The sequence below is a fragment of the Flagellimonas ulvae genome (assembly GCF_049333175.1).
Lineage (GTDB): Bacteria > Bacteroidota > Bacteroidia > Flavobacteriales > Flavobacteriaceae > Flagellimonas.
In genome coordinates, this window is sequence record NZ_CP186325.1 from 1,771,551 (window position 1) to 1,794,470 (window position 22,920).

Here is a 22,920-nt window from a genome sequence, read left to right on the forward strand (position 1 = left end):
TAAATCAAAGTTTTGAAAAAAACAAGCGAACGTTCGCTAAAAATAATAAATACGCTATTTTTATGTTATTCGCAAAATAGCCTATATTTGATTGCGAAAAATGGAAGAAGAATATATCAAACTTATTTTTGGATTAAAGCTCAAGCAAATTAGAGGTCGAAAAAACCTATCCTTGTTTGGGCTTTCCAAACTCACTGGACTTTCTAAATCCTATTTAAATGAGATCGAGAAAGGAAAAAAGTATCCGAAAACAGATAAGATTGCCCTACTAGCCGAGAAATTGGAGATACCTTACGACAATTTGGTATCCTTAAAGTTGGACAAAAACCTTGCACCTGTTGGCGAATTGCTTCAATCCAAAATCCTTAAAGAGCTACCGCTTGACCTTTTTGGCATCAAAGAAAGTGACTTGATAGATATTGTGGCCAATGCCCCTGCCAAGGTGAATGCCTTTATCAGTACAATCATTGAAATTGCAAAACACTACGATTTTGGGAAGGAAAGCTTCTTCTTGGCTGCTTTACGATCATACCAGGAAGCCAACCAAAACTTTTTTCCTGAATGGGAGGCCGAAGTGGTGAAGTTTGCAGAGGCATATCAAATCAACCTGGATAAATCGGTTTCTTCCAAGGAGTTAGAAGAAATACTGATAGAAGAGTATGGCTATACCATAAATAACGAAGACCTAATAAAACATAGCGAACTGGACAATCTTCGTTCCATTTTTGTTCCAAAAACCAAAACACTCCTTATTGCAGACCATGTAGATGAGGCCCAACGCACTTTTATCTATGCGAAAGAAATAGCGTATAACTATCTGAATATTAGTGAGCGTTTGTACACCTTTACCTGGATTAAATTTGAAAGCTTTGATCACGTACTGAACAACCTTGCGGCTTCTTACTTTGCTGGTGCATTGATTATTCCGAGAAAGCTTTTGGGACAATATCTAGACCGATTTTTACAAAAACCCCATTTCGACAAGACTTTTTTAGCAAAAATGACCAAACGTTTCAATGCATCGCCTGAATCATTATACCAACGTTTGACCAACATCTTGCCAACGGATTATAAAATGGAAAATCTCTTTTTTCTGAGGTTTTCCCACCAAAAAGGAACCCAACGTTTCGATATTACAAAAGAACTGCACCTCACACATCAACATTCGCCCCATGGTAACGAAACCAACGAAAAGTACTGCAGAAGATGGGCTTCAATTCGTGTGTTGCAGGAAATTGAAAAAACGGGAAACGAACACCATATTCAGGTTCAAATCTCCCACTACCCCAATGACCAGCTTTCGTACCTCATTTTCGCATCGGCTACTAAAGATCCTTTTAAGAAAGACCTTTACCGAAGTGTTGGTATTGGGTTACTTATTAATGATCAGCTTAGAAAAAAGGTGAATTTTTTAAATGATTCGTCCGTTGCTACTTATAACGTAGGGGTTACTTGTGAGCGTTGTCCTATTTCTGATTGCAAGGAACGTATGGCTCCACCATCTATCTTGGCCCAAAAGGAAAAGGATGCCAAAATAGATGCTATTGTTGAAGAACTCAACCAAAAATTTAGTTAGGTACTTACCGACAAAATCACCTTAAACTGGGCCTCGTCTTTTAATTGTTGAAACCCTTCATGTAGATTTTTCTCTTCAACGGCATACGGATAGAAGCTTATTGGCTCTATACAGACCATGTTCCTTACCTCAGTCCAACACATAAAGTGACCAAAACCTTCGGTAGAAATGGTAATTTCCCCTTTATCCTGAAGTGTGATAGAAGTACAGTTGGTTACTTGCAGCGCTCTGCTTCCAACGGCTAAAACCTCATCCAAGGTAATTTGTTTTTTACCCGCAACGATTACTGGAGCATCCGTATGCAATTTAAATGCAGGATGGTATCCAAGCATAAATGGCATTCCCGCATCACCGGTTATTTTAAACAAAATTTCCAACCCTTTGGGGGTTAGTGTATAATGCTTTTCGAACTCGAAACCATAGGACCATGTCAAATACTCAACATCTGACTTTTCAGGATACTTTTTGTTTTTAACAGGAGTATCTGCCACATACACCTTTTTAAAAACGGCATGCGTATCACTGATGGAAACTAAATCGTAGTCCATTAACCGCAGATGGCCATGTTGGTCCATTACTCCATTGCCCTTTGGAGTTTTCACAAGGTAATCAGCATTGGCCACGGGACCTATTATTGGAAACATCTCAGTGTCGGCACTGCCCCACCCAGGACTTCCTTTTTGGTGAATGTATTCATGACCATTAGCCTCAAAACCTACCAATTCTCCTGTATCAATTCGGACAATTTGGTTGTCAAGCACTAATTCTTCCATAGCTATTCAATAAAACCTTGTTCACGCATCCAATCATCATTGAACATCTTGCCCACATATCTACTACCGTGATCATGAAATAAAACGACCACAACATCATCTTTTTTGAAATGTTCTTTTAGCTGCAATACTCCCTTGATGGCAGCTCCTGCCGAATTACCTAAGAACATTCCCTCTTCTTTGGCCAATCTCTGGGTGTAAACAGCAGCATCCTTGTCAGTTACCTTGGTAAAACCATCTATAATTTCGAATCTTACGTTTTTAGGAAGAATGTCTTCTCCAATACCTTCAGTGATGTAAGGATATATCTCTTTTTGATCAAAAATTCCGGTTTCATGGTATTTTTTGAATACCGAGCCGTAGGTATCCACCCCCCAAACCTTTACGTTGGGATTTTTCATTTTTAGGTAGGAACCCACACCTGAAATAGTACCCCCTGTACCAACGCCCACAACAAAATGAGTAACCCTACCATCAGTTTGCTTCCAAATTTCAGGCCCTGTGCTCAAAAAGTGTGCTTTACAGTTAGAAGGGTTGTCATATTGGTTTACGTACCAAGAATTGGGAATCTCTGTTGCCAATCTTTTTGCTGTGGAATAATAGCTTCGTGGGTCTTCGGGCGCAACATCGGTTGGACATACATGAACCTCGCTACCCACGGCCTTCAAAATGTCTATTTTTTCTTTCGATTGCTTGTCACTAATAACACAAATCATTCGATATCCCTTCACCACTGCAGCCAACGCTAAGCCCATCCCCGTATTACCAGATGTACCTTCAATTATGGTTCCGCCCGGTTTTAATACTCCGGCCTTTTCAGCATCTTCAATCATTTGTAAGGCCATACGGTCTTTTACCGAGTTTCCAGGGTTAAAAGTTTCATACTTGGCAAGCACCAAACAGGGTAATTCTGAAGTAAGTGTATTAAGTTTTACCAAGGGCGTATTGCCTATGGTTTCCAAAATATTTTCTGCATATTCCATATTGGGCACAAAGATAGTTTTTTGATACAGGGAACCTATTCATCCAAAAGGAAATATCCCTAAAAACGCCAACGACCTGAGTTTAAGATCATTCAAACTTCATGGCCTTAACAGGACTTATTTTTGTGATGATATAGGAAGGTATAAGCAACATCAACAAACAGAGTAGCATAACTCCAAGATTCAACATTACTACGGTAGGCACATCTATAAACACGGGTATGTATTCAATATAGTATTCCTCAGGGTTTGGAAATTTAAAAACACGATAACGATGCTGAATATATAGAACTGTCAACCCAATGAAATTCCCCCAAAACAGTCCAATGGAAATTAAGTAAGTTGCATTGTAGAGAAACACTTTTCGAATACTCCAATTCTCAGAACCCAGAGCCTTAAGAACACCTATCATTTGCGTACGTTCCAATATCAGAACCAAAAGGGCGGTAATCATGTTGATCCCTCCGACGATTACCATTATCCCGATTATAAGTGCGATGTTGAAGTCAAAAAGCCCTATCCATTCAAAAATGCGAAAGTATTTGGATTTGATATTTTGCGTATCCAGACTTGAAATGGTTTTGCCATAAATCTCGTTGGTCTTGGTTTCCATTTCATCAAAGTTGGAAAGAAAAACTTCGAAATTACCTATCTGATTGGCTTCCCATTTGTTCATACGCTGAATATGTCGGATATCCACAAAAACATAGGTTGCATCAAATTCTTCAAAACCACTATCATAAATGCCAACAATTTTAAACCGACGGTTGTTGGGTACTTTGGAAGGGTCATCTTCCTTTAGAAAAAAAGAGAAAAAAGAATCGCCCACTTTAAGTTGTAAACGATTGGCCATTAAACGGGATACCAATACCTCATCATTCAGTTTCCCAGTGTAATCCGGTAATCGACCATCTATTAAGTATTCTTCAAAAACCGTCCAGTTATAATCTTTACCCACACCTTTGGCAAGCATCCCTTCAAAAGTATCTTCTGTACGGATAATACCTCCTTTTGTTGCCACTGCCTGCACATGGTCTATGCCGTCCACAATATTGAACTCAGGATAAAATTCTTGTTCCAACGAAACAGGTACCAAGGAAACTTCAGAGGTATTATTATCGTAGTTGGAAATTTGAATATGGCCATTGAACGCCGCTACTTTTTCCCGAATCTTATGTTTAAGCCCCACGCCAGTAGCAATGGCAATAAGCATCATAACAATACCAATGGCAATAGCTGCAATGGCAATTTTTATTATAGGAGCGGAAATACTAATTTTATGTTCCTTTCCTGTAATCAGGCGCTTGGCAATAAATAGTTCTAAATTCAACGGATGCCCAATTTATCGGTTCTCAAAAGTACATTTTTCTGTTTGTTTTTACTCCTTTCTTCGTGCAAAGGAAGAACTCAAACCCATGACACCATCACCGTAGTTTCCGAAAAGGAAACGGATAAGAAAATTATTGTTGCCGCCAATAGAACCCACGAATATCTTCCTTTGTTAGAAAATAAGAGCGTCGGAGTTGTGGCTAATCCCACAAGTGTGATTTTTAAAGATGAAGGATACATCCATTTAGTGGATTCCTTACTATCCCATCAAATCGAAATCAAGAAAGTATTTGCGCCCGAGCATGGATCTAGAGGCAAAGCCGATGCCGGGGAGTTGGTCAACGATGAATTGGACAAAAAAACAGGACTTCCCATTTTTTCCTTACATGGCAAAAATAAAAAACCTTCGAAGGAACTTCTTGAAGATTTGGAGTTGTTAGTTTTCGATATTCAAGATGTGGGAGTACGGTTTTACACTTATATCGCAACCTTGCAATTGGTCATGGAAGCTTGTGCAGAAAACAACATACCTATTATTGTTTTGGATAGACCCAACCCAAACGGACATTATGTAGATGGACCCACCATGCAAAAAAAGCATACTAGTTTTTTGGGAATGACGACGATACCTTTGGTATACGGAATGACTATTGGTGAATATGCACAAATGCTAAATGGAGAGCAATGGTTATCTGGCGGATTAAAAGCTGACCTAACCGTTATCTCTTTAGAAAACTATACGCACCAAACTGCGTATTCTTTACCCATACGGCCTTCGCCTAACTTGCCCAATGATGTTTCCATCAATCTATATCCAAGTTTGGGTCTTTTTGAAGGAACCCACATCAATGCTGGACGAGGAACCGAATTTCAGTTTCAAAGGTATGGTGCTTCATTTTTGGATAGCGTAGCTTACGATTTTAGCTATACTCCAAAACCTAATTTTGGTGCAAAATATCCTAAGGAGGAGGGGAAAACATGCTTTGGGAAAGACCTGTCTTCGCAAAGGAGAATGGATTCTATTTCTTTAAAGTGGCTCTTTGACGCGTATTCAAATGCTGTAGACAAGTCAAAATTCTTCAAAACGGATTCTTTTACCAAACATTCGGGTACAACCAAGCTTCAAAAGCAAATTGAATCCGGACTGACCGAAGAAGAAATTAAAATGTCATGGCAAGAAGAGCTGGAGGCTTTTAAGCAAATACGGAAGAGGTATTTACTCTACAAATAATTTTTTCAAGAGGTCTCAAACCATTTCAAGGTTTTCATCCACAAAGTTTCCTTGAATCTTCTTCGGAAGAAACCAAAATGTCCTATTTCTTTTTCATTAATACCCATCGGCCTCACCGTTTCCCAAGTTTTATCTGCGTTTTCAAACAAATCATGGATTCTTTTTAAACCAGGTTCGGTTCCAATGGTATCATCTGAAATTGCAAGGGTAAAAAGGTCTCCTGTATATCTTGCGAAATAGGTGTTTATCCCTTTGGATTCAAGTTGTTTTACCATACTAGGATTTTTACGTCTTGCATGCCATTGTTGCACCACTCCTTTCGGAACGTCTTCAAGTAAACCTAGTTTTTTTCCTGGAAAATAACCCACCAAGTTGGTCACCGCAGGAAAAAACAAGTGCCACAGAACGTATAACTTTAACCGTCCTTTACCCCAGTCTTTATAAAATGCTGTCTGGGCGCCTATGGTCAATGCTTTATTAATCAAATTTGACTTTGAGGTCATCCCTATCAACGTACCTCCAATACTATGTCCCAGCACATAAATTGGAAACTCTGGATAGGTTTCTTTAGCATAAGTCAAGACCGAACCTACGTCCTTTTCGCCCCAATCCGTAAAAGAAGTATAAAAGCCTCTAAGCTTTTTTGGCCTTGACTCGGCTATACCACGATAATCATAGGTAAGCACATGAAATCCATTTTCTGCCATAAAGGTGGCGTAGTTGGCATATAAACCTTGACCTACTGCCGTAGCAGAGTTGATTATTAAAAAAGTGTCCTTTTTATCTTTTTCCGGAGAAAAAAGACGTGCTTTTAGCACGAAACCGTCTTCACATTGGATTTCCTTTTCCTGAAATTGTACCAAAAGAAAAAATGAAGATTAAAAAGTCTCTGCCTTTTCAGTAGTAGGTCTACGATATTTATGAAACGGTTGTTTCAACAAACCAACGACACTGGCATTTTCCTTTTCATCTGGAAAAGTATCAACACCATAAACAATTTTATCGGCATCCAAGGTCATATAGGTACCAAAAAGTCTGTCCCAAATAGAAAAGATGTTCCCGTAATTGGAATCCGTGTAAGGCAATTGGTAGTGATGATGCACTTTGTGCATATCTGGACTTACTATAAGCCAACTGATGGCATTATCCACCTTTTTGGGCAATTTGATATTGGCATGGTTGAACTGAGACAATACCACCGATAAGCTTTGGTACAACATAATGATTCCAATGGGAGCCCCCACCACAAAAACACCAATCAATGTAAAGGTGTAGCGGATAAAGCTTTCCAAAGGGTGGTGTCTGTTGGCGGTAGTAGTATCCACATTATGATCAGAGTGATGAACCAAATGGACCATCCATAGAGGCTTAACCTTGTGTTCCACTAAGTGAGCTGTGTAGGCTCCTATTAAATCTAAAAGCAAAACACCCAATAAAACATAAAGCCATAAAGGCATTTCTGGCAACCAATTAATAATTCCAAACCTGTCGGCCACTGCCCAATCCGATGTTTTCAGCAATAAAAAGGCCAAAGGAAAATTAACAATAATAGTGGTGAGCGTAAAGAAGAAATTCGGCACGGAATGCCTCCATTTTTTATAAGGGGCGTTAAAAAGGGGCACAATACCCTCCAGAATCCAAAAAAAAGTAATTCCTCCAACCAAAATTAAACTTCTGTGCAAAGGAGGAATCGTTTCAAAGTAGGTAATAATTTGTTCCATATTCTCAAAGATAAGAAATCGCTAAATCTTGATTCTTTTCTTCATTTCCTCTACAATATTATACGCCGCTGGACAAATGGCGACATTTTTTAAGGTAAGATTAGAAATTTGGTGAAACTTTTTTCTGTCCGTATGCGGAAACTCCCGACAAGCTTTAGGTCGCACTTTGTAGATGGAACAATAATTATCTGAGCCCAAAAAAGCGCAGGGTACTTGCTGCAACACATAGTCGTTCTCTTCATCCACTCGAAGATATTCATCTATGAATTTTGAAGGACGCATTTTTAAATGTTTGGCAATACGCTCAATATCCGCTTGGGTAAAAAGAGGTCCTGTGGTTTTGCAGCAATTTCCACAATCTAGGCAATCGGTTCGCCGAAACTCCTCTTCATGAAGCTCCTGCATAAGATAATCCATTTGCTTAGGGGGTTTCTTTTTGAGTTTTGCGAAGAACTTCTTGTTTTCCAAGTGCTTTTCACTAGCTTTCCGGCCCAATTGTTCCAATTCTTCTTTCATATGAGCAAACTTAAAAAACAGATTTCATTTAAACCTTAAGCAACTAATACCGTCATATTTCATCATATGGAAGTGATTTTCAATAAAGATATTTTGGGGAATGCCCTATTAGATTATCATAACGACAGGTATTCTGAAGACATTATAACTTTTTCCTCATTGGATGAACAAGATACTATTCCCCTTCCCTATCTGTTTAGAAGTTATAAGGAAATGCCCAAGATAGAACAAAGTGCCTTGGAGCTTTCTTTTGGAAAAGTGCTGGACATTGGCTGTGGAGCGGGCTCACATAGTATTTTTTTACAGGAAAAAGGCCATATCGTTATTGGACTCGACTCCTCTCCCGGAGCTATCGAAGTATGCAAACTTCGAGGTCTTAAATCAACGGTTCACTCTAAAATTGAATACTATAAAGAAGAGCAATTTGATACCTTGCTTCTCTTGATGAATGGAATAGGTTTGGCCGGAAGACTATCTAGTTTGGAAGGGTTTTTGATTCATTTGATGGAATTGCTTAAACCCAATGGTCAAATCTTGTTGGACTCAAGTGATATCATATACATGTTTGATCAGGATGAAGATGGTGGTGTTTGGGTTCCAGGTGATAAAAAATACTATGGTGAAGTCACTTTTTCAATGGAATATAAAGGTCAGCGAGGAGAAGTTTTTGACTGGTTGTATTTGGATTTCAACACGTTAAAGGAATGTTGTAATTCGCTGAACCTGAACTGTGAACTTGTAATATCTGGAGAACATTACGACTATTTAGCTAAACTTTCTGTAAAAACAGAATAAACCGTTTAAAAATTGCGTTTACAATTGAAATAATCTCATACATGAAAAAGAAAAAAATATTCTTCCTTTTGGCTCTTATGGCTTTGTTTATTGGATGTTCCTCCGATGGCGATACTGCTGAAACCCCACCAGAAAATCCTCAAGGAGAAACACCTTCACCTCCTACTCCACCTAATCCTAATGTAGATAGGTCAGGTAACCTTTTGGCTACGGGCGCTTCCGCAAATGACCTGTTGGCCAATACAAATTTTGATAGAATTTTGATTGAGGTTGCCCACGTGGCGGGTTTTCGTCCAACAGCAGAAACCTTGGCAAGTTTTCAAGAATTCATTCAGCAAAAAACCTTTAAGGAAAATATAGATATCATTTTCAACGAACTTCCTTCACCTAATGAAGAAACCCTCACTTTAGAGGAAATTGACGATTTGGAACAAGACAACAGAACTGCTTTTAATGACGGAAGCACTTTAGCTGTATACATTTATTTCGCAGATGCTCCTTCAGATGGTGATGACGAAGAAGAAGATTTGGTAACCTTGGGAGCCGTTTTTAGGAATACATCTATGGTCATTTTTGAATCCACTATCCGAAGATTAGCTCCACCAGATAATAGTGGTGCCCCTGTTACTCTAACCGATGTTGAAACAGCTACCTTAAATCACGAATTTGGACATCTTTTTGGCCTTGTAAATCTGGGCACAGAACCTGTTAACGACCATGAGGATACCGAAGCTCCAAATCATTGCAATGTTGAAGGCTGTTTAATGCAAGCCCAGCTGCAATTTGGGAGTCCCGCCGCCCGAAGTTTGACCTCCAGAGGAGAAATTCTTACCTCCCCATGTACTTTGAACGGAAACTCCATGCTAAAGCTTTTGGAATCAAGAGCTGCCCGAAGTCTAGCAGTAGTACCGATATTGGATGGTGAATGTATTTTGGACCTGCAAGGTAACGGTGGTCGTTGACCCTAAGGAATATTCAAATATTTATGCGTTTGTAGAGATACCTTCCATTTGGGATTTTTCATAACATACTCTACTATTTGAGGAATCATTTTTTCTCTAACACTCCATTCAGGTTGAAGATAGAGTATGCAATCTTGGGAAACCTTGGCTGCTTGCTCTTCTGCAAAGATAAAATCGTGCTTGTTGTAGACTATTACTTTAAGCTCATGGGCCTTATCATAGATTTCACCCACCGGCAATTTGTTCTTTTTGGGAGATAGACAAATCCAGTCCCAAGTACCTGTTAGTGGATAGGCTCCTGAAGTTTCAATATGGGTTTGTAAACTCTGGGCTTTCAGTCCTTGGGTCAAGGGATTCATATCCCAAGTCAAGGGTTCACCACCCGTTACCACAATAGTGTCTGAATATTTAGCTGCGTTTTCTACAATAGTGTCCACTGAAGTAGGAGGATGCGTTTCGGCATTCCAACTTTCCTTTACATCGCACCAATGGCAACCCACGTCACAACCACCGACTCGTATAAAATAGGCCGCTGTACCTTTATGGTACCCCTCACCTTGAATGGTATAAAACTCCTCCATCAAAGGAAGCATTGTACCTTGATTCACCAAATCCATAATCTCTTCAGAAACCATGGAACAAAGATAGGACTTAAAGGATTGTTAGGCCACGCTTTGGTGTGGACTATTCTTTAACAGCGATTACATCAATTTCAATTTTGGCATTAGCCGCCAGACCAGCTGCTGCATAGGTAGTTCGCGCCGGTTTCCTTGTAAAATGTTTCACATACACCTCGTTAAAAGCCCTAAAGTCATCTATATCACTTAAAATCACCGTACATTTTACCACGTTGTCCAAAGTCAAACCATGTCGTTTTAAAACACCTTCAATGTTTTTAATGGCCTGCTCAGTTTCTCCTTGTATACCTCCTTCTGCCAATTTACCCACACTTCGGTCCATTCCTATCTGTCCGGCCAAAAAGAAAAGATTTCCTGCCTGTACGGTTTCACTAAATGGTGCCTTTTGTCTCTTAGGGTCAGGAGATTTATGAAAAATAATATCGTTGCTCTCTTGTGCGTACGAGGAAAATATGAAACCAAATAAGGTTAAAAGCAGAAAAAGAGATAGTTTTTGTTTCATTTTGGCATTTTTAGAATTGTTTAAAATTACCCTATTTTTATCGGAAAATGAACTCGATGAGTCGGAAAGAAGATTTCTTAGCGCATATAGAAAAAGGGTATACCACCAAAGGTGATTATATAACCATGGGCGCAGGTATGGTTGACGGGGAAACTATAAAAAATGCCTTTGTCAAGGTACCCTTAAAAACCCTGAACAGACATGGATTAATTGCCGGTGCAACGGGAACGGGAAAAACCAAAACCCTTCAGGTTATTGCCGAAAATCTTTCTGACAAAGGCATCCCTGTGCTGCTTATGGACCTTAAAGGTGACTTAAGTGGTATTGCCCAATCAAGTCCGGGCCACCCCAAAATTGATGAGCGCCATGAAAAAATTGGATTGCCCTTTGAACCCAAAGGATTTCCGGTTGAAATTCTTACGCTTTCCGAACAAGAGGGGGTTCGATTGAGAGCAACGGTTTCTGAATTTGGCCCAGTGCTTCTTTCGCGAATTTTGGATTTGACCGTCACCCAAGAAGGCATAGTGGCCGTGGTTTTCAAATATTGTGATGATAACAAGTTGCCATTATTGGACCTAAAGGATTTCAAGAAGGTATTGCAATATGCCACAGGCGAGGGAAAGAAGGAATTTCAATCCGAATATGGAAGAATTTCAACAAGCTCCACAGGAACCATACTCAGAAAAATAATTGAGCTGGAACAACAAGGGGCAGAGCTTTTCTTTGGAGAAAAATCCTTTGAGGTGGACGATTTGGTCCGAATAGATGAAAATGGGAGAGGGTATATCAACATCATCCGATTGACCGATATTCAAGATAGACCCAAGTTATTCTCAACATTTATGTTGAGTTTATTGGCGGAAATTTATGGGACATTCCCAGAACAAGGGGATAGTGACAGACCCGAACTGATTTTGTTCATTGATGAGGCACACCTGATTTTCAAAGAAGCGTCAAAGGCTTTGCTGGACCAGATTGAAAGCATTGTAAAACTGATTCGTTCCAAAGGAATAGGACTCTATTTTGTTACTCAAAACCCTACAGATGTGCCTGATGACGTACTGGCTCAGCTTGGGTTGAAGGTGCAACATGCTCTTCGCGCATTTACTGCCAAAGACCGAAAAGCCATCAAGTTGACCGCAGAAAACTATCCAGATTCTGAGTTTTATGACACCAAAGAAGTATTGACCTCCCTAGGAATTGGAGAGGCGCTTATTTCTGCCTTGGATGAGAAAGGAAGGCCTACTCCATTGGCAGCTACCATGCTCAGGGCACCCATGAGCAGAATGGATGTACTAACTCCTACTGAATTGGATGAAGCCATTGGAAAATCAAAATTGGTCAAAAAATACAATGAGGATATTGATAGGGAAAGTGCTTATGAAATATTAAATGAAAAAATTGAAAAAGCTGAAAAAGAAGCTGAAAAGGAAAAAGAAAAAAAATCCACCTCAAGTCGGAGAAGTTCTTCCCGAAGCCGAAGTACACGAATGAATCCAGTAGTTAAGGTATTGACCAGCGCAACTTTTATTCGTGGGGTTCTTGGCGTTTTAAAAAAAGTTATCCGTTAAAATTTAGTATGAAAAAAACATCTAGTGTATTTGCCATTTTATTGGCAATACTGATTTCCTCTTGTGCTGAAAAAGATAAAACTTTCCTAATAAGTGAGGAGAAAATTGGACCCTTGGCGAAAGAAACTCCCATTGCCGATATTGAGTCCATTTTTGCTTCAGATTCTGTAGTAAGGGATAGCTTGAATACCCGAATAGGTAATGCTTTGAGTAAGATTCAAATTTTTGAAAAAGGGGGAAAACATCTTTTGACCCTTACTCCCAATCAAGACAGTGTTCCTACAGTTGAAAATGTGCGGATTTTTGATTCTCGATACCTTTCTGAAAAAGGGATTGGGCTTCAAAGTACTTTCAAGGATATCAAAACCAATCATTCAATAAAGAAAATTGTGACCACTCTGAACAGTGTTGTTATATTTCCCAAGGGGAGTAATCTATACTTCACATTGGACAAAGAAGAACTTCCTGCCAATCTAAGATACACCACTTCAAACATTGAGGCGGTTCAGATTCCTGAAGATGCTAAGATAAAATACCTAATGCTGGGGTGGGATTAAACTAACGGTATGAGTAAAAAGTACATTCTCCAAAAATCCCCTTTTATAGTCCCCACGGATGATGGAAAACATATTGCAGAACATTTTGGGCTTGCAACTGATGGAAATAACGACTTAAGTATTGCTCATATGGTTGCACCGCCAGGCTGGAGTGAGCCTTTTCAAACTCCAGATTTTGATGAGTATACTCTGGTAGTACGCGGGAGAAAACAATTTATTATTGATGATGAAAAAATTATTCTTCAAGCAGGGGAGTCCATTAAGGTGCACAAACACACCCGTGTTCAGTATTCCAATCCTTTTAATGAAGAATGTGAGTATGTTTCTATTTGTCTACCGGCTTTTAGTATGGAAAGTGTGAATCGCGAACCTTAGAAGAATACGTTAGCAACCTAGTAATTCGACATTCAAAGGGTAGTCATCCCTAGATAAGTCCGTATTTTTCTCGGTTCTCCATTACTTTTGGGCTGTTCATCTGCATCCATTCGGTCAATTCGAGCAATTTTTCCACATAAGAGTGTCCAAATTCAGTTAAACTGTACTCCACACGAATTGGAACCTCCGCATAGGCCTTACGTGAAAGATAACCATCAGCTTCCAATACCTTTAGGCGTTGGCTCAGTACCTTATTTGAAATACCATAGACAAATTTCTTAAGTTTATTAAACCGAAGGGTTTCAAAATAACCTAACCACAAAATAATCAGCACACTCCACTGGTCTGAAGCAACAGACATTACATCCCTTACCGGACAAAGTTCCGGAGGGTTCTTATAATCAATGTGCCCAAACATTTTTTCTAACTTTTTTGTGATTCTAACCTTCTGATTATCAGTTGTAGTTTCCATTTTATCACTTGATTAGATGTGAGTTACCTTAAAAATTCTCAAAAAATACTCTTATTTTTACTCTCCAATAAAGAGTAAGTTACAAAAAGTAACCATATGAAAAAAATCATCGCGAAAATTCTGCCTCCGCTCTATGGTCAGTATTTTAACTTTTTGTCCTTTTTTGCAGCGCAAGAAACAGCGCATAAGGCATTTGTTTTGTTTTGTACGGTTAGAAAAGGGAGAGTTTTACCCCAACAATCTGAATATCTAAAAAGTGCCAAGAATGGAATAGAAGAAGTTTCAGGACACCGCATACAAACATATTCATGGCCAGGAACCAAAGAGACAGTATTATTGGTGCATGGTTGGGAAAGCAACACATTTCGTTGGCGAAACCTCATTAAAAAACTCCAAGAGGCCAATTATAATATTATCGCTTTTGATGCGCCCTCACATGGACATTCTTCGGGCAAGCTGCTCTATGTTCCCTTATACGAAGAAGCAGTTCATCATATCATAAGAAAATACAACCCAAAATATGTAATAGGCCATTCTGTTGGCGGTATGACTCTAATGTACAACGAGTATAAAAATCCGAACCCAGAAGTAGAAAAAATCGTTACCATTGGGTCCCCATCTGAATTCCATAGAATTATGGACCAATTTCAGGATGTTTTAAAATTCAGCGATAGATTTATGGGCCATTTGGACAGTTATATCTTCAATAGGTTTGGTTTTCATATCCGGGATTTTTCCACCTCGCAATTCGCCAAAACCAACACTAAAAAAGGCCTTTTGTTTCATGATCGCTTGGATGCCATAGCTCCTTATATTGCCTCTGAGAAGGTGCATGGGAATTGGAAGAATAGCCAACTGGTAAGTACCGAGGGATTGGGGCATTCCATGCATCAAGAAGATGTGAACAATCAGATTATAGATTTTTTGCAAGCTTGAAAAAGAAAGGGTAATTTCCCCAAAAGAGTTTGTCATGTCCAGTATTACGCCTTTCCACGTTGCCATTCCCGTGCATAATCTAGATGATTGCAGAACATTTTATCGTGAGATTTTAGGTTGCGAAGAAGGTCGCAGCAGCGACCATTGGGTAGATTTTAACTTGTTTGGTCACCAGTTGGTCATCCATTATAAACCAAAATCTGGGGAAGAGCTACATACAAATCCAGTAGATGGCAAACATGTACCTGTCCCACATTATGGTGTTGTTCTCCCATGGGACACTTTTCAAACTTTTTCCTCCCATTTGAAAGAAAAAGGAGTACAGTTTATCATTGAACCCTACATTCGTTTTAAAGGTGAGGTAGGTGAACAAGCTACCATGTTTTTCCTTGACCCGGCGGGAAACGCATTGGAGTTTAAAGCTTTTAAAGATATGGGACAATTATTTGCTCAATAAGCTTATCCTATCTGCAATCCTTTTTTACGTACCCAGAAGTAGGCAAAAACAATATTGGGCACCCAACAAAGCCAAGCCACAATCCTATATGCAATAATAAAGTTTCCAATCGTTGCGGTTAAAACAGGTAGCCATATTCGTAATGTGACAGCGGCAAAGCAGGCGGCATAACTATAAATCATCATACCCTGGTGCAAAGACAAGTCTTTCTTCTTGATCGCAATGTAGGCTTTGATCGTGGTAAACAACCAAATCACACCCAAAATCACAAATCCCATAGAAGCAATAGGACCTCCTGTGGCGTAAAACCCAATATATATACCGCAAATGCCGCTTACCAAGGCTGCAGTTACGTATACCTTTCCAAGGCTTCTATGCAGCTGAAGCCTCTTTCTCCTTAGTTTTTGACTGAATTGTGACCAACCGGTAATCAATGCGACTCCTCCAAAAATGATGTGACCATAGAAACCAATATTCCAAAGGTCATTCGCCAAAAGTTCGTCACCTTTGCTTTGCAACAGTCCTATCTTGCTATCGGCTACTATATACAGCAATGGGTATAGTCCTACACCTATGGCCAAAAAAGCAAATACAAACCAAGCAACTTTATTTGACGTGTTCATTATTGATACCTCCAACTGCTTAAATCTGCACCTTGGGGGGCAGACTCCATAATCCGTTTCATAATTTTTGGCACGTACATGGAATTATATCGCAATCTACTGATGTGATTAGGGTTTTCATGATCTCCATTCCAACAGTGTTCCGCTCTGTCTCCATAATCAACTTCACCCGCATAATAAGGGTCCGTAGTACTCTCTAAAAAATCCTCCATCAAATACACGGCATTATTTAGATAATAGTTATCCATATCGCCACAATAGATGTTTATCTTTCCCTTGAGCTTATCTCCCAACTTATCCCAATCCCGCTCCAGGATATATCGTAAATCGTAGTTTTCTTTCCAGTATTCGGCAACTTCATGATTGATTTCTCCCGTCATTTTATCCCATAACCTTTCGGGATATCCATCTTCTCCCTGAGGAGAGTAAGTCGCTTCCCAAATATCCCATTGTTGACCCGAACGGGATTTTGTTCCCAACACAAACTCCAAATGATTGTATTCCCTTGTACTATTTTGAACATTTCCAAGATAATCACGATGGCCAGGAACTTCTGTTTGCTTATGTTCTGCCGGATAATAATAAGCATTGGAATCTTCATAGATATCCGTCAAACAATACGCTCTAAAATCTATAGGGTCAGGACAAGCGGCAAAACAGCCATTATACTCATCTGGATACTTAACTTGAACGGCCAAAGCTTCCCATCCTCCTGTAGACCCGCCATACAAAAAGCGTGACCAGCCTTCTCCCATTCCCCTAAACTCTTTTTCAATATATGGGATAAGTTCATGGGTAATGGCATCTCCATACGGTCCTTGGCTAGCTGAGTTTACGGCATAAGAGTCATCATAATATGGAGTTGGATGTTGGATTTTGATTATTAAAAATCTAGGAAAGTCGGGTTCGTTCCAACGTGTATAGAAATCATAGGTTTCCTGCTGTTGTATAATGTTGTAACCCTGCACATCGAATCTTGCCGAATAATCCGGTTTTAAATCCGGGTCAGGAGGAGTGGTCCTAAAACCTCCAAAATCAGAAGGAAAATGACCGTGGAAAATCATAAGGGGGTATTTGGCCTCAGGATGTTCATCAAACCCTTTTGGAAGAAGAACATGTGCCCCTAAATACATATCACGACCCCAGAACTCTGATAACTTTTCAGATTTTACTTTGATGTGTTTAATCCATTCCGTGTCCTCGGGTTCCTCTATAGGAGGAATTATCTCTTCCATAACCAAATCCATTTGTGGGACCTCACCATCCTTGATTTCAACCTTAACCGGTTTGCTGTATAGGTTTCCTGGAGATCGGTTCCATTGTTGTCCTTCTCCATTGTCCATAGGTAATTTGACTGTATGGCCAGTTGACAAGTCAAACGTTTCATAAACGTGCAAGAGGGCTTGCACATAATATTCTCCATCCGGTAACTCTTTCAAACTTTTATAAGGAAAACCAAAGATAGAACTGTCAAACACCTTTTTCTGATTGGGTTCCATTCCTTCCACGTCCATTCCAAAAATAGGTTGTGCATTCAATCCTGCGCTGATTTGAAACCTAGGTTCCTTGGTTTCGTCCGAGGCGAACATTAGCAACAAACGGCCATCCAAACTTTCTGCACTTACGCCATCTGAAAAGGAAACCTCAACAATTGGACCTGCTTCATTTTTAGGTTGGCAGGAAACCAGAATAGTGGCACAAAGAAATAATAGAATTATCTGTGATTTCATGATTAGGTTGTTTGACTTGAAGATACATAATTTAAATGTAGATTTCCATAAACCAAATCATGGACCAAATAACCCGTTCATCGAAAAGTACTGATTTGTAATATGATACAGCTCATAAAAACGTTCAATAAGGCAAAACCCTAAATTTTACCTACATGAAAACTATACTACTATTGGTTTCTTTGGTTTTTGCTGGTTTCGCTGTGGGCAGTTGCACCAATGACGAAGGTGAGACCGAATTTGAAATCCTTAACCCTGGAGAAGAGGATTCCGGTGCTTCACTACAATCTGAAGAAAAGGTTATTAGCTAGCTTTTGTTCTATGCCTTTCTCTTGCAAGTAAGGTGTTTTTTAACAACATGGCAATGGTCATAGGACCAACCCCACCGGGTACAGGTGTGATGTACGAGGCTTTTTTGCTTACATTTTCAAAGTCTACATCACCTGTAATATAATAGCCTTTTTCTTTGGTTTCATCTGGAACACGGGTTATTCCAACATCAATGACTACGGCTCCTTCTTTTACCATGTCTGCTTTTACAAAATGTGGAATTCCCAATGCAGAAATTATGATGTCCGCCTCGGCAATAACTTCTTCAATATTATTGGTTCGGCTGTGGGTTTGCGTTACGGTTGAATTTCCTGGAAATCCTTTTCTGCCCATCAATATACTCATGGGTCTGCCAACAATATGACTACGGCCAATAACAACGGTATGTTTACCTTGGGTTTCAATCTTGTATCGTTCCAACAATTCCAAAATTCCAAAAGGTGTTGCCGGAATGAACGTGCTCATATCCAAAGCCATTTTTCCAAAGTTTGTAGGGTGGAAACCATCTACATCTTTATCGGGATCTATTGCCATGATAACCTTTTGGGTATCAATTTGGTCCGGTAATGGTAGTTGAACAATAAAACCGTCTATATCTGGATTGGTGTTGAGTTCATTTATGGTTTTTAGCAACTCAATTTCACTGGTGGTATTGGGCAACTGAATAAGTGTGGATTCAAAACCAATACGCTTACACGCACGGACCTTGCTCCCAACATAGGTTAAACTTGCTCCATCATTACCCACAATTACCGCGGCCAAATGAGGAACTTTTTCTCCGCGTTCTTTCATTTTTTTGACCTCTGCGGCTATTTCGTCCTTGATGTCGTTCGATACCTTTTTCCCGTCCAGTATTTCCATTTGTGTTCTTTGTAAAATGGCTTAAGTTTTATCTCATATTCTGCATCATCTGCATCATCTTCTTGCCTCCCCCGCCCTGCATCATCTTCATCATCTTGCTCATTTGTTGGAATTGTTTCAGCAATTGATTTACTTCTTGAATGGACCTTCCACTACCTAGAGCTATGCGTTTTTTGCGACTCGCATTCAATTTAGAAGGGTTGGAGCGCTCGTCAGGTGTCATGGAATGGATAATGGCCTCGATGTGTTTAAAGGCGTCATCATCAATGTCCATCCCTTTAATGGCCTTACCAACCCCAGGAATCATACCCATGAGGTCTTTCATATTCCCCATTTTCTTGATTTGCTGAATCTGGCTCAGAAAATCATCGAAACCAAAGCGGTTTTTCGCAATCTTCTTTTGGATTTTTCGAGCCTGTTCTTCATCAAATTGTTCCTGAGCACGCTCTACCAAAGAAACCACATCGCCCATTCCCAAAATACGGTCTGCCATCCTTGAGGGATAAAACACATCGATGGCTTCCATCTTCTCTCCGGTACCGATAAATTTAATGGGCTTGTCTACAACCGATTTGATAGATATAGCCGCACCACCACGTGTATCACCATCCAATTTGGTAAGGATTACCCCATCAAAATTCAATACATCATTGAAGGCTTTTGCTGTATTAACAGCATCTTGGCCCGTCATAGCGTCCACTACGAAAAGGGTCTCCTGTGGCGTAATGGCCTTGTGAATGTTTGCAATTTCGGTCATCATTTGCTCATCTACCGCCAATCGTCCAGCAGTATCTATGATAACCACGTTGCATCCGTTGCTTTTTGCATGCTGGATACCGGCTTTGGCAATAGCAACAGGGTCATTATTATCTCTATCGGAATAGACCTCTACGCCTATTTGTTCGCCTACCACATGCAACTGGTCAATTGCTGCAGGTCGATAGACATCACAAGCCACTAAAAGTGGTTTTTTGGTCTTCTTATTTTTAAGATAGTTTGCTAGTTTACCGGAAAATGTGGTCTTACCCGAACCTTGTAGACCTGACATTAAAATCACAGAAGGGCTTCCAGATAGGTCAATGCCTTCTGCTTCACCACCCATGAGCTCGGTCAGCTCGTCCTTCACAATCTTGACCATAAGCTGGCCCGGCTGAAGGTTGGTCAGTACATTTTGGCCCATAGCCTGTTCCTTGACCTTATTGGTAAATTCTTTGGCTATTTTGAAGTTGACATCCGCATCCAACAGAGCTCTTCGGATTTCCTTAATGGTCTCCGCTACATTTATCTCTGTTATTTGACCATGCCCCTTGAGTACGTGTAGGGCTTTGTCCAGTTTATCACTTAAATTATCGAACATCGGCTTTTGTCATTTTTGAAGAGGGACAAAGTTAAGCATAACCTCTGGGAAGCACAATTGGCTGCCCTGAAATAAAAAAGAGCGCTTGTAGAGCGCTCTTTTAATATGATTATATTCTACAAGTTTTAAATCCGTTCAAAAGTCAATAAATCATCGTCGTCGTCATCTTCTCTCAGCTGGACCCTGTTACTGCTATATTCGATAACGTACCAGTCTTCGCTTAAATCATCAAAATCATTGGATAGGGAAAACGATATTTCGAATTCAAGTTCATCGAGATCATCATCGTCATCAAAATCACTGTCATCCAACTCAACAGTCCATGTACCAGTGAAGGTATCCATACCATCTTCGACGTCAATAAAGCCATTTGCGTTAAACGTAAATACAACTCCATCAAAATCGCTGGTCTCATCTTGACCGTCATCAATAAATTGGGTAATACGCCAAGTTGCGTTACTTACAGCACTGGTCAAGGCCGTTATATCTGTACTGTCAAAGTTTTCGTTTCCGTTTGAATCGTCATCGTCACTGCACGATACTAAATTGAGGACTAGAATAGCAAGGAATAGGTTTTTTAAGTGTTTCATTTTCATTTTGTTTTGTGTTACAGCAATTGTTTACTCTTCGATGAGATTTTTACTCTCTTGTTCCTATGAAACGTTTTAAACATTAAAATCCCTACCTCACTTCTTTGGTTTGTGAAATATTTAACAAGCAAAAAGGACGGCCTTGGGGAGGACCGTCCTTTTCGTGACTATTGGGGAAATTGGTTATGGTTTTTCAAAAACTAAAGTTTCAGTGGTATCTTCATCTTCGTAGGCAAGTTCAATTCTTGAACTTTCTACGGAAACAATATGCCAGTCATCGGTCAATTCGGCCAAGGTTGCATTTTCCTCAAGGTTTACAAAGAATTTCAACTCTTCATCCGTATCTCTTAGAACTCTCCATAGACCTGCCGCTATGGGCGTATCATTCACGGAAACTTCTAATTGGTGCATATTGGAGAAGTTAAAGTCCATATCGTTGAAATCAGCCGTCATATCCATTCCATTGCTGATATAACTAGTGACATTCCAACCACCTCCTAAGGCTATATTTCTTATTTCGGCAACATCTTGGTCGTCAGCATTGTCATTACAAACTTTTTCAAGGACCATTTCATAGTCTGCGTTTTCGTCTTCGAACACCAATCTTGTTGTTCCAACGATACTTGGTCCATCAATTTCGGTCAACGGCCAATCAAAAGATACCGCAGGCTCATCACCTATATTGATTTTTAAAGTGCGAACGTTATCATCATTGGATACGATTTCCCATGTTCCTGAGAAAGAAGTGATACCATTACCTACGGTTAATGTACCATCTTCAACAAAGATGAATTCGTACCCTAAAAGTCTTTCAATTTCCTCACCTTGGTTTTCAACCTCTTTGATAATCCAATCGCACTCCAATAATGCGTTTGTCAAAGTTTCTACGCTGATAATCCCATTACCACCATTGCCATTATCGCCGTTACCGTCATCCGGACAATGTTGTCTCAATACTATTTTATTACCATCATCCGAGTACAACTTTATCTTATGGTCTCCAATTTCATAAACCAACCACTCCAAATTGAAGTCAACCAACGTCTCGAATTCAAGATTTAGTGCGATACCGTTATCAGTGACTCTGGTAGACCATTCACCTGTAACCATACCTCCTGCAGGAGACTGATAAGCAACACTACCATTTTCAGAGAATGTTAAGGTATTTTCAAGGTACTGTCCTGTTTGGTCCATGCTCATACGGATTACTTCACGGATTTCCCATGGGCATTCTACCAATAAATGGTCCAGTCTTTCTTTGGTGAAATCATCATCATTGAAATCATCATCATCATCTTCATCGCATTCATCCTTGGCGCGCTCCAAAGCTGCAGCCAATTCAGCATTACTATCTACCACTATTTCAGTTCCATCAAACTTTTTCAAAGTCAAAGGAAATTGAATGCTTACAAGCTCGTCATCTTCCAAACCAGCAAAGAATCTTCTCAACTCCATATCACTGTTTACCGTGACTTCTCCAGTCTGTTGATCATTAATATCAAATGTGAACAATGTGATGGGGTACACAAAGTCGATACACTCTATATCATCATCATCTCCACCTTCCGTACATTGGGCAGCAAGTTCACGCAATTGTTCAAAATTTTCTATGACCAGTTCAGAGAAATCTCCAAATGTGATAGTGATAGGGAAAATAATATCAAGGATATCATCGTCTGTGTCCAATTCATCGAAGATTTCCTCAATGATGTGCAAGTCTTCTCTGGAATCGATTGTAATTTGAATACCATTTACTTCGACAGTATATGGAAATTTGATGGCCAAACAGCTTGCGCCGTCCACAATGTTATCAAAAGAACCATCATTGGTTGCTGTGTTTTCTATCAAAACCGCAGTATTGGAATTTGCCGAGATAGTTTCTTGGGTGTCTCCTCCGACTTCTTCGAATTCTTCTTGGCACGAAGTAAATAGCAATGCCGCAAAGAGGAGGTTTGTAAATATTAATTTGTTGAATAGATTTTTCATAACGATTCGGATTTTTGTTTCTTGGTACACTTCTAGAACAATTGTCAAA

Annotated in this window: 25 protein-coding genes; 10 read left to right on the forward strand and 15 right to left on the reverse strand. The window is 39.7% G+C overall.

Annotated features, from left to right (window positions below; genetic code table 11):
- Positions 1 to 100: 100 nt before the first annotated feature.
- Positions 101 to 1,576: a helix-turn-helix transcriptional regulator gene (locus ACOKFD_RS08090; RefSeq protein WP_298999938.1), complete on the forward strand. Its 1,476-nt coding sequence runs from the start codon at positions 101 to 103 to the stop codon at positions 1,574 to 1,576.
- Here ACOKFD_RS08090 and ACOKFD_RS08095 read toward each other — a convergent pair.
- The 3 genes from ACOKFD_RS08095 to ACOKFD_RS08105 form a co-directional block, all read right to left on the reverse strand.
- Positions 1,573 to 2,349, reverse strand: a complete 777-nt coding sequence (locus ACOKFD_RS08095) for an aldose 1-epimerase (RefSeq protein ID WP_422860781.1) — start codon at positions 2,347 to 2,349, stop codon at positions 1,573 to 1,575. The genes ACOKFD_RS08090 and ACOKFD_RS08095 overlap by 4 nt on opposite strands.
- A gap of 2 nt (positions 2,350 to 2,351) precedes the next feature.
- Positions 2,352 to 3,332 (reverse strand): PLP-dependent cysteine synthase family protein, encoded by a 981-nt coding sequence (locus ACOKFD_RS08100; protein ID WP_422861012.1) that lies wholly within the window; start codon positions 3,330 to 3,332, stop codon positions 2,352 to 2,354.
- Positions 3,333 to 3,420: 88 nt separating this feature from the next.
- Positions 3,421 to 4,662, reverse strand: coding sequence for an ABC transporter permease (locus tag ACOKFD_RS08105; protein WP_422860782.1), 1,242 nt, complete (start codon positions 4,660 to 4,662; stop codon positions 3,421 to 3,423).
- Positions 4,663 to 4,665: 3 nt separating this feature from the next.
- On the opposite strand from ACOKFD_RS08105, the gene ACOKFD_RS08110 reads away from it, so the two are divergent.
- Positions 4,666 to 5,892 carry an exo-beta-N-acetylmuramidase NamZ family protein gene (locus ACOKFD_RS08110; RefSeq protein ID WP_422860783.1) on the forward strand — a complete coding sequence of 409 codons (1,227 nt, stop codon included), beginning with the start codon at positions 4,666 to 4,668 and terminating at the stop codon, positions 5,890 to 5,892.
- 5 nt (positions 5,893 to 5,897) lie between these two features.
- Here the strand turns inward: ACOKFD_RS08110 and ACOKFD_RS08115 are convergent, their stop codons facing one another.
- The 3 genes from ACOKFD_RS08115 to ACOKFD_RS08125 are packed head-to-tail and all read right to left on the reverse strand — an operon-like array spanning position 5,898 to position 8,129.
- Positions 5,898 to 6,755, reverse strand: coding sequence for an alpha/beta fold hydrolase (locus ACOKFD_RS08115; RefSeq protein ID WP_422860784.1), 858 nt, complete (start codon positions 6,753 to 6,755; stop codon positions 5,898 to 5,900).
- A 15-nt stretch (positions 6,756 to 6,770) separates the two neighbouring features.
- Complete coding sequence (locus ACOKFD_RS08120; RefSeq protein ID WP_422860785.1) at positions 6,771 to 7,613, reverse strand: sterol desaturase family protein; 843 nt, start codon at positions 7,611 to 7,613, stop codon at positions 6,771 to 6,773.
- 21 nt (positions 7,614 to 7,634) lie between these two features.
- The gene (locus tag ACOKFD_RS08125; protein WP_422860786.1) at positions 7,635 to 8,129 is read right to left on the reverse strand and encodes a YkgJ family cysteine cluster protein; all 495 of its coding nucleotides are present in this window, start codon (positions 8,127 to 8,129) and stop codon (positions 7,635 to 7,637) included.
- 66 nt (positions 8,130 to 8,195) lie between these two features.
- On the opposite strand from ACOKFD_RS08125, the gene ACOKFD_RS08130 reads away from it, so the two are divergent.
- Together ACOKFD_RS08130 and ACOKFD_RS08135 are read left to right on the forward strand one after the other, a co-directional pair.
- Complete coding sequence (locus tag ACOKFD_RS08130; protein WP_422860787.1) at positions 8,196 to 8,924, forward strand: class I SAM-dependent methyltransferase; 729 nt, start codon at positions 8,196 to 8,198, stop codon at positions 8,922 to 8,924.
- Between the two features lie 41 nt (positions 8,925 to 8,965).
- A complete protein-coding gene (locus ACOKFD_RS08135) occupies positions 8,966 to 9,886 on the forward strand; it encodes a hypothetical protein (protein WP_422860788.1) in 921 nt (306 codons plus the stop codon).
- A 2-nt stretch (positions 9,887 to 9,888) separates the two neighbouring features.
- Here ACOKFD_RS08135 and ACOKFD_RS08140 read toward each other — a convergent pair whose 3' ends face one another.
- Both ACOKFD_RS08140 and ACOKFD_RS08145 read right to left on the reverse strand, forming a co-directional pair.
- On the reverse strand, positions 9,889 to 10,521 hold the full coding sequence (locus tag ACOKFD_RS08140; RefSeq protein WP_422860789.1) for a 7-carboxy-7-deazaguanine synthase QueE: 633 nt from the start codon (positions 10,519 to 10,521) through the stop codon (positions 9,889 to 9,891).
- 49 nt (positions 10,522 to 10,570) lie between these two features.
- Positions 10,571 to 11,026 (reverse strand): RidA family protein, encoded by a 456-nt coding sequence (locus ACOKFD_RS08145; protein ID WP_422860790.1) that lies wholly within the window; start codon positions 11,024 to 11,026, stop codon positions 10,571 to 10,573.
- Positions 11,027 to 11,082: 56 nt separating this feature from the next.
- Here ACOKFD_RS08145 and ACOKFD_RS08150 point away from each other — a divergent pair, with 56 nt between their 5' ends.
- The 3 genes from ACOKFD_RS08150 to ACOKFD_RS08160 are packed head-to-tail and all read left to right on the forward strand — an operon-like array spanning position 11,083 to position 13,529.
- Entirely contained in the window at positions 11,083 to 12,597 is a 1,515-nt protein-coding gene (locus ACOKFD_RS08150) for a helicase HerA-like domain-containing protein (RefSeq protein WP_422860791.1), read from the forward strand.
- An 8-nt stretch (positions 12,598 to 12,605) separates the two neighbouring features.
- Positions 12,606 to 13,154 carry a hypothetical protein gene (locus tag ACOKFD_RS08155; protein ID WP_298999966.1) on the forward strand — a complete coding sequence of 183 codons (549 nt, stop codon included), beginning with the start codon at positions 12,606 to 12,608 and terminating at the stop codon, positions 13,152 to 13,154.
- Between the two features lie 9 nt (positions 13,155 to 13,163).
- Positions 13,164 to 13,529 carry a cupin domain-containing protein gene (locus ACOKFD_RS08160; RefSeq protein ID WP_422860792.1) on the forward strand — a complete coding sequence of 122 codons (366 nt, stop codon included), beginning with the start codon at positions 13,164 to 13,166 and terminating at the stop codon, positions 13,527 to 13,529.
- 49 nt (positions 13,530 to 13,578) lie between these two features.
- On the opposite strand, the gene ACOKFD_RS08165 is transcribed toward ACOKFD_RS08160, so the two are convergent.
- Entirely contained in the window at positions 13,579 to 14,001 is a 423-nt protein-coding gene (locus tag ACOKFD_RS08165; protein ID WP_298999972.1) for a winged helix-turn-helix transcriptional regulator, read from the reverse strand.
- A gap of 96 nt (positions 14,002 to 14,097) precedes the next feature.
- Here ACOKFD_RS08165 and ACOKFD_RS08170 point away from each other — a divergent pair, with 96 nt between their 5' ends.
- A complete protein-coding gene (locus ACOKFD_RS08170; protein ID WP_422860793.1) occupies positions 14,098 to 14,937 on the forward strand; it encodes an alpha/beta fold hydrolase in 840 nt (279 codons plus the stop codon).
- Positions 14,938 to 14,971: 34 nt separating this feature from the next.
- Positions 14,972 to 15,394 carry a VOC family protein gene (locus ACOKFD_RS08175; protein ID WP_422860794.1) on the forward strand — a complete coding sequence of 141 codons (423 nt, stop codon included), beginning with the start codon at positions 14,972 to 14,974 and terminating at the stop codon, positions 15,392 to 15,394.
- 2 nt (positions 15,395 to 15,396) lie between these two features.
- On the opposite strand, the gene ACOKFD_RS08180 is transcribed toward ACOKFD_RS08175, so the two are convergent.
- On the reverse strand, positions 15,397 to 16,017 hold the full coding sequence (locus ACOKFD_RS08180; protein ID WP_422860795.1) for a DUF2306 domain-containing protein: 621 nt from the start codon (positions 16,015 to 16,017) through the stop codon (positions 15,397 to 15,399).
- Positions 16,017 to 17,747, reverse strand: a complete 1,731-nt coding sequence (locus tag ACOKFD_RS08185; RefSeq protein WP_422860796.1) for an alpha/beta hydrolase-fold protein — start codon at positions 17,745 to 17,747, stop codon at positions 16,017 to 16,019. Before ACOKFD_RS08185 ends, ACOKFD_RS08180 begins: the two co-directional genes overlap by 1 nt.
- Before the next feature lie 155 nt (positions 17,748 to 17,902).
- Here ACOKFD_RS08185 and ACOKFD_RS08190 point away from each other — a divergent pair, with 155 nt between their 5' ends.
- Positions 17,903 to 18,058, forward strand: a complete 156-nt coding sequence (locus ACOKFD_RS08190) for a hypothetical protein (RefSeq protein ID WP_422860797.1) — start codon at positions 17,903 to 17,905, stop codon at positions 18,056 to 18,058.
- Here ACOKFD_RS08190 and ACOKFD_RS08195 read toward each other — a convergent pair.
- The 4 genes from ACOKFD_RS08195 to ACOKFD_RS08210 all read right to left on the reverse strand — a co-directional run bounded on the left by ACOKFD_RS08195 (position 18,051) and on the right by ACOKFD_RS08210 (position 22,871).
- Positions 18,051 to 18,938 carry a bifunctional 5,10-methylenetetrahydrofolate dehydrogenase/5,10-methenyltetrahydrofolate cyclohydrolase gene (locus ACOKFD_RS08195; RefSeq protein ID WP_422860798.1) on the reverse strand — a complete coding sequence of 296 codons (888 nt, stop codon included), beginning with the start codon at positions 18,936 to 18,938 and terminating at the stop codon, positions 18,051 to 18,053. The genes ACOKFD_RS08190 and ACOKFD_RS08195 overlap by 8 nt on opposite strands.
- A 28-nt stretch (positions 18,939 to 18,966) precedes the next feature.
- Complete coding sequence (ffh, locus tag ACOKFD_RS08200; protein WP_422860799.1) at positions 18,967 to 20,295, reverse strand: signal recognition particle protein; 1,329 nt, start codon at positions 20,293 to 20,295, stop codon at positions 18,967 to 18,969.
- A gap of 125 nt (positions 20,296 to 20,420) precedes the next feature.
- Positions 20,421 to 20,885, reverse strand: coding sequence for a hypothetical protein (locus tag ACOKFD_RS08205; protein ID WP_422860800.1), 465 nt, complete (start codon positions 20,883 to 20,885; stop codon positions 20,421 to 20,423).
- Positions 20,886 to 21,068: 183 nt separating this feature from the next.
- Entirely contained in the window at positions 21,069 to 22,871 is a 1,803-nt protein-coding gene (locus ACOKFD_RS08210; RefSeq protein ID WP_422860801.1) for a hypothetical protein, read from the reverse strand.
- Positions 22,872 to 22,920: the final 49 nt, after the last annotated feature.

Coding starts and splice junctions, on each gene's coding strand:
- ACOKFD_RS08090 (WP_298999938.1), top strand. CDS start 101: ATGGAAGAAGAATATATCAAACTTATTTTTGGATTAAAGCTCAAGCAA.
- ACOKFD_RS08095 (WP_422860781.1), bottom strand. CDS start 2,349: ATGGAAGAATTAGTGCTTGACAACCAAATTGTCCGAATTGATACAGGA.
- ACOKFD_RS08100 (WP_422861012.1), bottom strand. CDS start 3,332: ATGGAATATGCAGAAAATATTTTGGAAACCATAGGCAATACGCCCTTG.
- ACOKFD_RS08110 (WP_422860783.1), top strand. CDS start 4,666: ATGCCCAATTTATCGGTTCTCAAAAGTACATTTTTCTGTTTGTTTTTA.
- ACOKFD_RS08120 (WP_422860785.1), bottom strand. CDS start 7,613: ATGGAACAAATTATTACCTACTTTGAAACGATTCCTCCTTTGCACAGA.
- ACOKFD_RS08125 (WP_422860786.1), bottom strand. CDS start 8,129: ATGAAAGAAGAATTGGAACAATTGGGCCGGAAAGCTAGTGAAAAGCAC.
- ACOKFD_RS08130 (WP_422860787.1), top strand. CDS start 8,196: ATGGAAGTGATTTTCAATAAAGATATTTTGGGGAATGCCCTATTAGAT.
- ACOKFD_RS08135 (WP_422860788.1), top strand. CDS start 8,966: ATGAAAAAGAAAAAAATATTCTTCCTTTTGGCTCTTATGGCTTTGTTT.
- ACOKFD_RS08140 (WP_422860789.1), bottom strand. CDS start 10,521: ATGGTTTCTGAAGAGATTATGGATTTGGTGAATCAAGGTACAATGCTT.
- ACOKFD_RS08145 (WP_422860790.1), bottom strand. CDS start 11,026: ATGAAACAAAAACTATCTCTTTTTCTGCTTTTAACCTTATTTGGTTTC.
- ACOKFD_RS08150 (WP_422860791.1), top strand. CDS start 11,083: ATGAGTCGGAAAGAAGATTTCTTAGCGCATATAGAAAAAGGGTATACC.
- ACOKFD_RS08155 (WP_298999966.1), top strand. CDS start 12,606: ATGAAAAAAACATCTAGTGTATTTGCCATTTTATTGGCAATACTGATT.
- ACOKFD_RS08160 (WP_422860792.1), top strand. CDS start 13,164: ATGAGTAAAAAGTACATTCTCCAAAAATCCCCTTTTATAGTCCCCACG.
- ACOKFD_RS08165 (WP_298999972.1), bottom strand. CDS start 14,001: ATGGAAACTACAACTGATAATCAGAAGGTTAGAATCACAAAAAAGTTA.
- ACOKFD_RS08170 (WP_422860793.1), top strand. CDS start 14,098: ATGAAAAAAATCATCGCGAAAATTCTGCCTCCGCTCTATGGTCAGTAT.
- ACOKFD_RS08175 (WP_422860794.1), top strand. CDS start 14,972: ATGTCCAGTATTACGCCTTTCCACGTTGCCATTCCCGTGCATAATCTA.
- ACOKFD_RS08180 (WP_422860795.1), bottom strand. CDS start 16,017: ATGAACACGTCAAATAAAGTTGCTTGGTTTGTATTTGCTTTTTTGGCC.
- ACOKFD_RS08185 (WP_422860796.1), bottom strand. CDS start 17,747: ATGAAATCACAGATAATTCTATTATTTCTTTGTGCCACTATTCTGGTT.
- ACOKFD_RS08190 (WP_422860797.1), top strand. CDS start 17,903: ATGAAAACTATACTACTATTGGTTTCTTTGGTTTTTGCTGGTTTCGCT.
- ACOKFD_RS08195 (WP_422860798.1), bottom strand. CDS start 18,938: ATGGAAATACTGGACGGGAAAAAGGTATCGAACGACATCAAGGACGAA.
- ffh (WP_422860799.1), bottom strand. CDS start 20,295: ATGTTCGATAATTTAAGTGATAAACTGGACAAAGCCCTACACGTACTC.
- ACOKFD_RS08205 (WP_422860800.1), bottom strand. CDS start 20,885: ATGAAACACTTAAAAAACCTATTCCTTGCTATTCTAGTCCTCAATTTA.
- ACOKFD_RS08210 (WP_422860801.1), bottom strand. CDS start 22,871: ATGAAAAATCTATTCAACAAATTAATATTTACAAACCTCCTCTTTGCG.